Below are 13632 nucleotides of genomic sequence, written 5' to 3'. Positions count from 1 at the left end.
ACATGTCAAATTCACACCAGCCTTACTCGTTCGTCGTATCCCGGGAAGATTGGTCGCTTCACCGCAAAGGGTACCAGGACCAACAGCGCCATCAGCAAAAGGTTAAAGATGTCATTAAGCAAAATCTTCCGGATCTAATCACGGAGGAAAACATCATCATGTCTGATGGAAAACAAATCATCAAGGTACCAATCCGCAGTCTGGATGAGTACCGTTTTGTGTATAACTACCAGAAGCAAAAACATGTGGGGCAAGGTGATGGTGACAGTCAGGTCGGTGACGTCATCGGTCGTGATCCTGCGTCGCAGAAGCCAGGAAAAGGCGAAAAAGCCGGCGATCAGCCCGGTCATGACATCGTGGAAGCGGAAGTTAGCATAGAGGAATTGGAAGATATGTTATTTGCAGAACTGGAGCTTCCAGATCTGAAACAGAAGGACAAAGATCTCATCGAGACACATACGGTCGTGTTCAACGATATTCGCAAAAAAGGAATGCAGTCTAACATTGATAAGAAACGAACCATTTTGGAGAACTTACGGCGAAATGCAACAACGGGCAATCCCGGCATTCATCACATCAGTCCTGACGATCTGCGGTATAAGACGTGGGAAGATAAGATCATTCCACAATCCAACGCTGTCATTATTGCGATGATGGATACTTCTGGATCGATGGGTTCCTTCGAAAAATATTGCGCACGCAGCTTCTTCTTCTGGATGACTCGTTTCCTGCGTCGTCAATATGAGAAGGTCGAAATTGTGTTTCTTGCCCATCATACCGAAGCAAAAGAGGTCACCGAAGAGGAATTCTTCACCCGCGGCGAGAGCGGGGGCACCATCTGTTCCTCCGTATATATGAAGGCACTGGACATTATTGATTCACGTTACCCTCCTTCCAGCTACAACATCTATCCTTTTCATTTCTCTGACGGGGATAATCTGACCTCTGACAACGAGCGTTGTGTGAAGCTGATCGGTGAATTGATGAAACGAAGCAACATGTTCGGTTATGGCGAAGTGAACCAATACAATCGCAGCAGTACACTCATGTCTGCTTATCGCCATATCAAGATGGACCAGTTCATGTATTATGTGATCAAAGAAAAAGGCGAAGTATACAAAGCTTTGCGCAGCTTTTTTCAGAAACGCGAAGGAGGCAGTGTAGGATGACCGATGAAATCCGCGACCTTGAATATGCCATTGCCGAAATTATGGAGATTGCCGATGGATTCGGCCTAGATTACTACCCCATGCGTTACGAAATTTGCCCGTCAGACATCATCTATACTTTTGGCGCCTATGGCATGCCTACTCGTTTCAGCCACTGGAGCTTTGGCAAAACCTTTCATAAGATGAAGATGCAATACGATTTTGGACTTAGCAAAATATACGAGCTTGTGATCAACTCTAACCCTTGTTACGCCTTCTTGCTCGACGGAAACTCCCTTATTCAAAATAAACTCATTGTGGCACACGTGCTTGCGCACTGTGACTTTTTCAAAAACAATGCCCGCTTCTCTAAATCAAACCGAAATATGGTCGAGAGCATGGCAGCGACAGCTGACCGGATCAGCAACTATGAGATGGAATACGGTACGGAGGCCGTGGAAGCCTTCATCGATGCTGTCATTGCCATTCAGGAGCATGTTGATCCACAGCTCATTAAGCCCCGTCAATTGGACAAACAACGTTACATGGAAATGAAGATACGTGAACAGCGTGGGGAGAAAGCGCCTAGACCTGAAGGGCGTTATGACGATTTATGGGCTCTGGACGATAGACAGGATGAGGCAACTCCTGCAGATGGAATTAAAGTCCATCACTTCCCCCCTGAGCCGGAAAAAGATGTGATGTGGTTCATTCAAGAGTTTTCCGAAGTGTTAACCGATTGGCAGCGGGATATCATGAGTATGATGCGCGAAGAAATGCTTTATTTCTGGCCACAGATGGAAACCAAAATCATGAACGAAGGCTGGGCTTCGTACTGGCATCAACGCATTATACGCGAATTGGATCTTAGTAGTGAAGACACCATTGAATTCGCCAAGCTGAATTCCTCTGTGGTGCAGCCGTCCAAACAAAGCTTGAATCCATATTACCTGGGACTTAAAATATTCGAGGATATTGAACACCGATGGGATCATCCATCCAAGGAAGAGCGGGAGCGTTTGGGACGCAAACCGGGTATGGGTCGTGCCAAAATGTTCGAGGTTCGTGAATTCGATTCAGACACCTCGTTTATCCGCAATTACATGACCAAACAATTAACGGAAGACCTTGACCTATACGTATTTGAGAAAAAGGGCCCAGACTGGAAAATTACCGACAAGTCTTGGGAAAACATACGTGATCAGCTTGTATTCTCACGCGTAAACGGCGGCTCTCCTTACCTCGTTGTTCAAGACGCAGACTATTTGCGAACTGGCGAGCTTGTCCTCAAACATCAATATGAAGGCATTGAGCTGGATCTTAAATATATGGAGCGCACCCTTCCTTATCTCTACAAGCTATGGGGTCGCACAGTGCATCTGGAAACCCGTGTAGAGGATAAACCAATCTGGTTTACCTATGATGGCAAGAAGCACCATCGTAAGTTTCTGTGAGATGTCCTCACCTTGATTAACTAATGAATCCAAATGGATTTAACTGTTCAATTCTTAATTAATCCAATATGTATGATTAACAAATAAAGCGGCAAGTCCCTGTAGAATAACGGGGACTTGCCGCTTGGCATGATGTTATAAAATTGATCATAGCTAATAATGAACTCTCAACCCCACAATTTCAAAACCAATTCTAAGATGGATCTCCTAACCGCAGTGGAACAAAAAAGTGATGCTCGACCTCTTGAGCTGGCAAGGGACGACTGAAGTAATACCCTTGGATTTCTTTGCAGTCATTCTGCATTAAAATATCCAATTGTCCCTTGGTCTCAATGCCTTCCGCAATAACTTCCATCTTCAAATGCTGAGCCATCGAGATAATCGTCGCGACAATCGCCTGATCACTCCGATTCTCCGTAATATCGGTAACAAACGAGCGATCAATCTTTAGTTTGTGGATTGGATAATGCTTCAAGTAGCTGAGCGAGCTGTAGCCTGTACCAAAATCATCAAGGCTGATCTTCACGCCGAGCGAGGTAAGTTCGTTAAGAATTTCCGTAGACACAGAAGCGTCCATCATCATGCTCTCTGTAATCTCCAGCTCAAGATATTTGGCTTCCAGCCCAGTTTCAAGCAGCGCGTGTTGCACCTGCTCTAGCAGGTTAGCCTGATGGAATTGCAGGCTGGATAAGTTAACCGAGACTGGAATGAGTGGCCCACCAGCCTCATGCCATTGCTTCATCTGTCTGCAGGCTTCCCGCAGCGTCCAGTTTCCAATCGCATAGATCATACCTGTCTCCTCAGCGAGTGGAATGAAGACATTCGGTGGCAGAATTCCTTTGTGTGGGTGGTTCCAGCGAATGAGTGCTTCCACACCAATCATCCGACTGTCCTCCGTCCGAATCTGGGGCTGATAATACAACACCATCTCATCACGTTCCAGCGCCTTACGCAAATATCCTTCGAGTTCGATTCGCTCATACAACTCTGAATCAAGTTGGGTGGTATAGAATTGAAAGCCGTTCTTGCCGTTTTTCTTCACTTCATACATAGCGGTATCCGCATGTTTCAATAAACTATCCGCTTCCGTACCATGATCGGGATACATCGCAATGCCAATACTTGCGGTAACATAGAAGTCATTCTCTTTTAGACGGTATGGTAATTGAATCGCACTGACGATTCGCTCTGCAAGCTCAGCCACGCCAATCTCGTTCCTCGGATCATTAGCAACAACTAATGTGAATTCATCTCCGCCCATACGAGCTAACATAACATTACCCTCGGCTTTGGGATCCCAGGCTTTCATCGCATCCATGATTCGATCACTAACCTCTTGCAAGAAGATATCTCCAATGGAGTGACCCAGCGAATCATTAATCATTTTGAAGCGATCAATATCCATCACCATAACTGCAAATTGTTGACCTGTTAACTCGGAGGAGGCAATGGTTGCGGCCAGTACATCATCCAGCTTTCGCCGGTTGGGCAACCCTGTAAGTGAATCATGCAGAGCTTGATGAAGAATGTTCTCTTGTGCCTGCTTCTCTTCAGTAACATCCTTGATTAAAATATGACTGCCCATATGATTCCCCTTGATCAACACAGGCACAACGCTAACATGCAAATCTCGCAACCGCCCGTCCATGACCCTCATCGTTGCGTTGTAGTTATGCTGATCTAGACAACCTTCTCCCCAGGCCACATCCTGCATATCGTTTTGCCAATAGATTTCAACATGTTCGAGAGTATCATCAATACGCCGATTGATCACATCTTGCTCTTCATACCCTGTTATACGAGTAACAGCAGCATTAATGCCTTTGACGTAGCCTTCTCGATCCACTGATATAATGGCATCGGAATGGTTGTGATACAGCGCTTGGTACCATTGTTCATTCTCATGGATACGCTGGTCTTTTTGAGAGAGACGTTGATTGAAGAAAATACCGAATAACGTAAAGCCCAACGTAACAAACGTGCCAGCTGCAATTAAATAAGCGAGCATGTCGGGGTTCATCTGCATGCCTGAGTGTTTTACCATGACATGCCCATTCTGAAATTGCGCGGCTGACATCCCCGTATAGTGCATTCCCGTTATGCCAATCGCCATAATAAGTCCACTGCCCAGCTTGTACACCCAGGTCGAACGTGAATGTTGATGCCTGAAAAAAAACATAAGCCACAATGCAGCAAAGGAAGCCGCTGCCGCGATCAATATCGATAGGATTACCTTAGACAGCTGATACGTAATTGAAGCGGACATCGCCGACATCCCCACATAATGCATACTGCTGATCCCGACAGTCATGAGCAAGCCAGCAACCATGAGCTGCCTCATCGACACTGACTCTCGGCCAGCGATATGCAAAGCTACACCAGATGCAACGATGGCAAGCAGAACTGAAAGTGTTACTCCACCCATTGAATAGGAAACGTGCATCGGGAGGGTGAAGGCCAACATGCCCACAAAATGCATTGACCAAATTCCTAGTCCCATCGACATCGCGCCACAGGTGAGCCACACGTTTCTTGGCATCCCCTTGGCCAAGCTTACCCGCCCTGCAAGATCAAGCGCTGCGTACGAAGCCACTGCAGCAATAACGTAAGATAAAATAACAAGTTCCGAGTTGTACGTTCCATGTATGTGCTCCACTCCGTCTTTCCTTTCAACCGGCAAATGTCTTGTATGTATGTTAAAAGTAAAAAAAGAAGCGAGTGCTCTGTCCCGGTGACAGGCACTCCCTTCACTTCATTTGACTTGTAACCACAAACTCCAGCAAGCGGATACATCACGTATCCCTAGCTATATGCACATCTGAAACCCGTTTAATATTGATGTATATAGTCTAATCGTCCTACTCCCGAAAATCAACACTTATTTCCATATCTATTGTCTGCCAATTCATTGAACCGGGCACGAATTATGCTTCCTCTCATGCTTTATCATTTGCGAACGAGCAGCAGGTTACCGAATCCGGAGGTATCGCGATATGAATTACCTGAAACATCACTCCAGATGGAGACACTACTACGTTTGCCTTCACCTGTGCTATCGTCATTCACTTGCAGATCGAATCCGATCCACGGTGCATTATGTGTCGACACCAGATCTAATGGAATGGCTGCTTCTACAATGTAACCCGCATCCGTCAGACGTGTATAAGATTGAAACCGATCCTGAAGGGCATTGCCTCCAAAAGAGGTTTCATTATCATAATTGATTCGATATTGAGCATCATCCTCTTGATAAAACGACGTTTTGTTATGATTGGGATCCACAAAAATTTCAATGGAATCCTGCTCGTATGCATTCACACTAGCTTTGCTACGCAGCGGGTCTTTGACCTCGGCGAGCACATACAAGTATTGTTCATCCCATAACAATTGTGCTGTCGCTGTTGCCCCAGAGCTCCCAAGAACCCACACATCCGTTTGAATGGAAGCCGCCTTTTTCCATATACGATCCTTCTGACCGTCTAACACGGGTGTACCATACGTGACCTTCGTATGTTTCAGGGTACTGCCTAATTTCAATTTGCCACGATTCCCCGGTTCATTCGGTTGTTGATTATTGACATCGTTCCAGACGACAACGGAGGTGTGACCATCCGCCTGCTGATCTTGAATTCGATAATCCATGGACAACGTTTTGCCTTCGGCAAGTACAGAGGCTGACAATGGGATAGCTGCATAAATGATATAACCCGTCGATGTCTCTTTTACTTTGTATAACTTATGATCCTTCCCTTTGCCGCCATTTCGTTCAAATGTATACTGTCCATTCACTGGTTTGGGTTCTTTTTTCTTCTTAGAAGTAGGATCAGCCACCCCTTCGTCTGTGGGGTCACTCCATTCTTCTTCAAGGAACACCTGCACCTGATCCCCCTTTTGTCGGGAGGTGTCTTGTACTTCTATGCGAAGATTTACCTTTTTATTATCCCACAGCACGCTTGCTTGCCCCGTAACATCCGATGTACCTTCTACTCTATGGGAAACTTGCACACCTTTCACGGCTCCCCAAAGCACATCTTCCTGTCCTTTGCGATCCGGCATAGCAGGGCTAGCCTTGTTCGCTGTCCATTCGTTCCGATACACCGGCAGTGTTGTCGTATCAACCAATGCCCAGTAAGCGGGTTTCGCTTTCAGTTTCCGATCAAATAAAAGAGGTGCGTCTTTACGCCCCTGCACGGGATGATTATCCAGCCATGTTCCATCATCCGCAAGCCCCCAAACGGTTACGCTATCCAGTACTCCGCGCTGATCAAACTCCTGAAACAGATCAAACAATTCCTTATACCGGTATGCCTGCTGCATCAATATTTCATCTGTGACTGGTTTCTCCTGCTCCGATGAACCCGAATAAATAGACACATCCAGCTCTGTCACTTGTATATTGATTCCCAGAGCAATAATTCGCTCAAAAGCTTCACGGATTTGCTGTACATTCGGTCCATACATGGACACATGCATTTGGAACCCAACCGCATCAATTGGTGTACCTTTCGCGAGCAGCTTTTCGACCAGTTCCACCATATCATTCAGTTTATTAACGCTACCTTCCAGCCCATAGTCGTTGATGACCAGCACAGCGTTAGGATCGGCTTCACGTGCATACCGGAACGCCAGTTCAATATAATCACTGTCATCACCGTCACCGTCTACATCACCAATGATATCTCTCCACTTGGAACCACTTGCCTGATTACGCAGACCTCCTCCATCCGAGATGACTTCATTGACAACATCCCAAGTGTGAACTTTGCCTTGATATCGATGCATGATTGTCTGAATATGTGTCTTCATCCGTGCAAGAAGTTGTTCCCTAGTCGCTGGCTGTGATGCATCATCCGGACTTGTAAAAAACCATTCGGGGACTTGGCTATGCCATACTAACGTATGACCTCTTACTTGCATATTGTTGTTCTCGGCGAACTCAACCAATCGATCGGTGTCCGACCAGACGAACTCACCTTCACGTGGTTGCATCGCATCGATCTTCATAAAATTACCCGCGGTAATGCTGTTGAAATGCTTGACTAACAACTGTGCATGTGGATCTTGTGGATTAAGAGCTGACAAGTCAATAGCCGCCCCAACGTCGTAAGAGGTTCCGAGCGTGCTAGCTAAATTTGGAATGTCCTGTTCAATTTTCAGTGAGTCTGTCGCTGTAATCACAACATCATCAATGTAAAATGGAATCGTATCCGCCTCTGTCACATTTTCAGACGATTTCCACGGAGTTTCCGCATAGAATCGAAAGCCAGTAATTCCACTACTTTCACTTGGAACGACGACATCCGCTTCAATCTTCTTCCATTGTCCTTTAGTCAAACTGGTTGAAGCAAATGTAGCATATTCTCTGGTTGAGCTGTCGTCATGATACTCCTTCTCCAAGGAACCATTAATAACTTGAGTGGCTGGCCCTTCATCATACATCGCCCAAAAGGAAATATGCACGGTGCTTCCCTTCTCCAAGTAATTCAACACCTCGATGAGCGGTCCATGAAATGTTTCTGTACGGGAGGACGTCTTCAAGCTACGCGTGCTGTTATGGCCAGTGCCTGTGACAACACTCAGCTGCTCAGAGCCTCGCGGGCGCCATTCTCCCACCTGATCATTCTCAAAATCGGCTGCAAACAACTGTTCACCAGGTTCACTTGGATTCTCAGGCTCCGGTGCAGCAGTTACCCGTCGCAATTGGAACGAATCCAACAGATAACTACTCGTTAGGTCATCACTTTCTAAGTACAATAGCAGGTCTGTTCCTTGCTGATAGCTATACTGTCCCTGTAACTTAACCCATTCCTGATCAGTTACAGGAATAGCCGTGTTTACTTGATCATATTGTGCAGGCTGAGTACCTTCACGACGCTCAACGGTAAATTTAAGATTGGTCGGAGTCGTCCCAGGTAACAGCTTCACATATCCTGATATTTCATAGACAGCGTGTTTCTCCATTATATTCGTTACGGACAAGGCAGGTCCATTCCACGCTGCGGTTCGACCTGTTGTCTGGAGAGCGTGTGTTCCTTCATACGCATCCTCCTCCGTCACGGCGAGCGTAACACTGCCTCTAGGTGTCCACCCTTGGGAGGTACCCTCTTCATAAGAATGAAACAGTAATAAGTCATCCTCATCTGCTGCCTCGGCACTTATCTTTCCCGGACTCGTCAAAGGCAGCAAACTGATTACCATGACCATTGTTAAGCACAAGCTCCACCATTTTCGATAACGCATCCCATTGCCTCCTTCGTATTTCTTTTATACATCGATGCTTTTGTAAACACTTTCATTATATAGGCCACTAACGGATTTAATTACCATCTTGTTCCATTTCCACCACTACCATCAGCAACCTCAGCAGCGAATACGCTCACCTACAGATGAGGCATATCTTCTAATCACATACAAAAAAAGAACAGCCATTGGCTGTCCTCTTTTGTCCTTATGGTCACCTACTCAGGCACAGGTGCTGTTGTATGACGAATGACCAGATTGGAAGGCTCCGTAACTACTGGAGGCGTATAGTCTGGATTCTCGATCATAGCAATCAGATACTCAATCGACTTGATACCAATCGAATATATATTTTGATTAATCGTCGTTAGTCCAGGCTTGAACACCTGTGCATAGTATGTATTGTCGAAGCCAATAACAGATATGTCCTCAGGTACACGCAGACCATGCCGTTCAATTTCTTGAATTGCTCCAAATGCGGACATGTCCGAAGCACAGACAATGCCAGTAGGATGATCCTTCAGGGCTAATAGCCTTCTCGCTGCTTTACCTCCACCATCAAAAGAATAATCACATTCTTCCAAATAGATGGTTGAATACGGGATCTCACAGCGTCTCAGCCCTTCTTTGTATCCGTCTAGCCTCAGGTTCGCTACCGCTGAACCTAACGTCCCCGAAATATACGCAATCCGGCGGTGCCCCAGCTCATATAAATGTTTGACACTCATGCCAATAGCATTCGCATTATCCGTTGTGATATATCCAGCTCGCTTGCCGAACAAATCCGTATCCACAAACATCGTTGGAATCTCTGCATGAACTAGCTCTTCAATACTTTTGTTTTCTCTTCCTTCACCAAATACTACAACACCATCCACATTACGGCTCCGGCAATGCTTGATGAATGAATAGCCAGGGTCATCGAAACGGGTAGATAAACGAACAAGATCATAACCGCTATTCTCTAGCGCTGTCTTGATCCCTTCTAACAATTCCGATACAAATGGGTTGGTAAACGGTACGGTTAAGAGTACGCCTACTGTCCAAGAGCGACGTTTAACTAATCCACGTGCGACCACATTGGGTTGATATTTTAATAGTTCGATGGCTATATTGACTTTTTTTCGAGTTTTGTCACTTACATCAGGATAGTCATTCAGTACTTTGGAAACGGTTGCAACAGATACGCCCGCTTCTTTGGCCACATCATGGATAGAAGCCATCTGATCACCTCAACCTCTTATAAATCCCCTGTCTCCGGCTGCTTACGCTAACACATCGGCAGGTTTGTCTACCCATTATAGCTTAAAACAGCCAGAAACGGTAATACCGGTTCCAACAAGTGTATTATCTACAGCTTAATGATCCAGTTTCTGCAGATCCACTGCCAATTTCTCCATCGTTGTGGCGAACACAGCCAGCTCTTGAGAACGGGACGCTTGACTGCGTGCCCCCTGAGACGTATGTTCTGATTCCTTCTGTACATGACTTAGTTTCTTCATAATCTGCTCTAGATTAGCCTGAATCTTTCCTTGTGCATCACGAGAACTCGCTGCAAGCTTACGCACCTCACTTGCGACAACTTCGAAGCCACGACCGAACTCCCCAGCATGTGCAGCTTCAATTGCTGCATTCAATCCAACAAGGTGACTCTGATCTGAAATTTCGCGGATGAGCTCCCCCATCTTACCGATCTGATGTATTTCTCCTGTTAACTCTTCCAGCAGTTCATGTGCTTGATCCTGGGAAGCTGCCGTTTGCATAGCCACATCAGAGATCGCTCGAGCATTTTCATTCAGTTCACTGATCATCCCTGTCAGCTGTTGTGTAATTTGCGTAATGGCCAGCAACGTATTTTGTTGATCCGCCGCAAGATGATGCAGCTTTTCTTTTTCTTTTTTCTCATAGGCTTCCAGTACAAGCTGAGAATCTAGATTGAACATTTTGCTAAGTGCTTGAATGATGGGATGCCATGACTCAGGAATGACCTGCTGGAAAATGGTTGTCGCAATATCGAGATAGACCATATATGTACCTAGATAATAATCTTCAGACAATCCAATTCGTGAGTGTACCAACCCAATCTCAATACGTTGATTAATATAAGCGTCATCCACGATACCGTCCGTCATGGATAACCAATACATCCGTTGTGTTTCTTTTAATCGGTCAATGTTAGAGAATCGAGCAATCAGATCCACCAGTTCAGGATAGTTGCCTACATGTCTGTAAAAGTGATCAACAACTTCATTTACCACTTTCTCAAAGACTGGCCGGTGAGCGGCAAGTAATTGCAAATCTTTGCTTGTCAGTCCAATATAATCGAGTTGTTTCTGTCTTGCTGCAGCAATACTCATAGTGATGTAATCGACTCCTTAGTAACCAATAAAAAACTTGAATTTCTAAATATTGTATAGATTATAGACTAAATGACCTACTTTTTCATAAACCATTAGAACTATTTTGTCATAATTTTGTACAGGATTGTGATTAAACTCACTTCATTTCTATGTAAAGCATGTAAAAAGGCTCTCAATCCTGCCGTGAAGGAGCCTCACAGCAGGCATTAAGAGCCTGATCCGGAATGGTCTGATATTCGGTCAGCGATTCAATAAACTACCCACATAGCGCAGCAACTCATTGGCACTCGTCGCAGTGTAACCATGTTCCTCAATTAATCGCTTAATGACTTCATTCATTCGTTTTAATTGTGTCGCATCCGGAGTCTTCGTTGATGTCGTAATTTTGACAATGTCCTTCAGATCGGCAAACAGCTTTTTCTCGATCGCTTCACGCAGACGGTCATGGCTGCTATATTCGAACTTGCGCTCCTTGCGGGAATATGCCGAGATTCGGATCAAAATCTCTTCCCGGAATGCTTTTTTCGCATTTTCAGAAATGCCAATCTGCTCCTCAATCGAACGCATCAAACGCTCATCCGGATCCATTTCCTCATCTGTTAATGGATCTCGAATTTTGGACCAATTGCAAAAAGCTTCGATATTATCAAGGTAGTTCTCAAACAATGTTCTTGCAGACTCCTCGAATGAATAAACAAACGCTTTTTGTACCTCTTTCTTGGCAAGCTCGTCGTATTCTTTGCGAGCCAGAGCAATAAAGTTTAGATAGCGCTCACGCTCTTCTTTGGAGATAGAAGCATGCTGATCCAGACCGTCCTTGATTGCCCGAAGAATATCCAGCGCGTTAATGCACTGAAGATTTTGCTTAATCAAAGCACTGGATATCCGGTTGATGACGTACCGCGGATCGATTCCCGACATCCCCTCATCCAAATACTCATTCTGCATTTCACGCAAATCTGCTTCCTTGTACCCTTCAACTTCCTCACCATCATACATCCGCATTTTCTTAACCAGATCCATGCCTTGTTTCTTGGTTTCTTTCAAACGTGTAAGTATCGAGAAAATGGCTGCTGTCCGCAGAGCATGCGGCGCAATGTGAACATGCTTCATGTCACTTTGTTGAATGAGTTTCTCATAAATTTTCTCTTCCTCAGACACCTTCAGATTGTAAGGAATTGGCATTACAATCATCCGGGACTGCAGCGCCTCGTTCTTTTTGTTGGAAATAAACGATTTGTACTCTGATTCATTCGTATGTGCGACAATCATTTCATCCGCACTGATTAACGCAAATCGTCCAGCCTTGAAGTTACCCTCTTGCGTTAACGATAACAAATTCCAGAGGAATTTCTCATCACATTTCAGCATCTCCTGGAACTCCATGAGTCCCCGGTTTGCTTTATTTAATTCCCCGTCGAATCGATAAGCACGCGGGTCAGACTCTGAACCAAACTCAGTTATTGTGGAGAAGTCGATGCTTCCTGTGAGGTCTGCGATATCCTGGGATTTCGGATCCGATGGACTGAATGTTCCGATCCCTACCCGGTTATCTTCCGAAATGATGACGCGTTCCACCTTCACGCGGCTAATATCTCCGCCGTATTCTGTGCGAAGCCGCATCTGGCAGGAAGGGCATAGGTTGCCTTCAATTCGAACACCTATTTCCTTCTCTACTTCTGGACGAAGCTCCAGTGGAATGAGATGTAAAGGCTCCTCATGCATTGGGCATCCCTCAATGGCGTACACCGCACCCTTTTCTGTACGGGAGAACTTCTCCAAGCCACGCTTCAGTAACGTCACCAGCGTCGATTTACCTCCGCTGACGGGTCCCATAAGTAATAATATCCGTTTACGTACATCCAATCGGCGTGCTGCTGAATGGAAGTATTCTTCGACTAGCTTCTCAATGGAACGATCCAAGCCAAAAATCTCTTGTTCAAAAAACTTGTATCGTTTTTGTCCACCCACTTCTTCCACGCCGAATGATTCAATCATCTGATACACTCGTGCGTGAGCCGTCATTGCCGGAGTCGGATCTTCTCTCAGCAGTGCGATGTAATCCTCAAATGTTCCGTTCCATGACAAACGGTCACTCTCTGCCCGATGTTCCGCAACGCGTTCAAAAATATTCATGCTTGGTACCTCCCATGGCTCCTTTAGTGTGATTGTCAACCATTCCGAATGGTATGAAGAAATCAATAGAATTGCGGCTCCTGCTTGAATACCCATCTGCGGTCCGGATTAGTCCCGCCACCCTCTGTCCAAACGACTGATATTGTTGTGAAAAGTGTATTACATACCTATGCGGCAAATTGGATAAGTTGACCTCTTTTTTTCAATTCACAGCTCTTAATTTTACCCATTCCTTGTTCTATCAGACATCTTGACCCTCAGAAAAAAAAGAACGGATATGCTATAATAAAGGTT

Annotated in this window: 7 protein-coding genes; 2 read left to right on the top strand and 5 right to left on the bottom strand. The window is 45.4% G+C overall.

All coding sequences use genetic code 11. From position 1 onward, the window contains the following. Positions 1-2: 2 nt before the first annotated feature. Positions 3-1169 carry a sporulation protein YhbH gene (gene yhbH, locus V6W81_RS08880; RefSeq protein WP_056698424.1) on the top strand — a complete coding sequence of 389 codons (1167 nt, stop codon included), beginning with the start codon at positions 3-5 and terminating at the stop codon, positions 1167-1169. After that, positions 1166-2602 (top strand): SpoVR family protein, encoded by a 1437-nt coding sequence (locus tag V6W81_RS08875; protein ID WP_338542708.1) that lies wholly within the window; start codon positions 1166-1168, stop codon positions 2600-2602. The genes yhbH and V6W81_RS08875 overlap by 4 nt, the downstream gene beginning before the upstream one ends. A gap of 193 nt (positions 2603-2795) precedes the next feature. Here the strand turns inward: V6W81_RS08875 and V6W81_RS08870 are convergent, their stop codons facing one another. The 5 genes from V6W81_RS08870 to V6W81_RS08850 form a co-directional block, all read right to left on the bottom strand. After that, positions 2796-5258, bottom strand: a complete 2463-nt coding sequence (locus V6W81_RS08870) for a bifunctional diguanylate cyclase/phosphodiesterase (RefSeq protein ID WP_338542707.1) — start codon at positions 5256-5258, stop codon at positions 2796-2798. 290 nt (positions 5259-5548) lie between these two features. Continuing rightward, positions 5549-8842 carry an endo-1,4-beta-xylanase gene (locus V6W81_RS08865; protein WP_338542706.1) on the bottom strand — a complete coding sequence of 1098 codons (3294 nt, stop codon included), beginning with the start codon at positions 8840-8842 and terminating at the stop codon, positions 5549-5551. 218 nt (positions 8843-9060) lie between these two features. After that, the gene (locus tag V6W81_RS08860) at positions 9061-10065 is read right to left on the bottom strand and encodes a LacI family DNA-binding transcriptional regulator (RefSeq protein ID WP_338542705.1); all 1005 of its coding nucleotides are present in this window, start codon (positions 10063-10065) and stop codon (positions 9061-9063) included. Positions 10066-10200: 135 nt separating this feature from the next. Further along, positions 10201-11199 (bottom strand): globin-coupled sensor protein, encoded by a 999-nt coding sequence (locus V6W81_RS08855; protein ID WP_338542703.1) that lies wholly within the window; start codon positions 11197-11199, stop codon positions 10201-10203. 243 nt (positions 11200-11442) lie between these two features. Then, positions 11443-13338 (bottom strand): PrkA family serine protein kinase, encoded by a 1896-nt coding sequence (locus tag V6W81_RS08850; protein ID WP_338542702.1) that lies wholly within the window; start codon positions 13336-13338, stop codon positions 11443-11445. Positions 13339-13632 lie beyond the last annotated feature (294 nt).

Origin of the sequence: Paenibacillus tundrae, from assembly GCF_036884255.1 — a bacterium.
In the GTDB taxonomy this organism is placed as follows: Bacteria; Bacillota; Bacilli; order Paenibacillales; family Paenibacillaceae; genus Paenibacillus.
This window is presented reverse-complemented; position numbering and strand designations above follow the sequence as displayed.

Excerpts from the sequence above, each read along its gene's own strand:
- yhbH (WP_056698424.1), top strand. The coding sequence starts at position 3 with ATGTCAAATTCACACCAGCCTTACTCGTTCGTCGTATCCCGGGAAGAT.
- V6W81_RS08875 (WP_338542708.1), top strand. The coding sequence starts at position 1,166 with ATGACCGATGAAATCCGCGACCTTGAATATGCCATTGCCGAAATTATG.
- V6W81_RS08865 (WP_338542706.1), bottom strand. The coding sequence starts at position 8,842 with ATGCGTTATCGAAAATGGTGGAGCTTGTGCTTAACAATGGTCATGGTA.
- V6W81_RS08860 (WP_338542705.1), bottom strand. The coding sequence starts at position 10,065 with ATGGCTTCTATCCATGATGTGGCCAAAGAAGCGGGCGTATCTGTTGCA.
- V6W81_RS08855 (WP_338542703.1), bottom strand. The coding sequence starts at position 11,199 with ATGAGTATTGCTGCAGCAAGACAGAAACAACTCGATTATATTGGACTG.
- V6W81_RS08850 (WP_338542702.1), bottom strand. The coding sequence starts at position 13,338 with ATGAATATTTTTGAACGCGTTGCGGAACATCGGGCAGAGAGTGACCGT.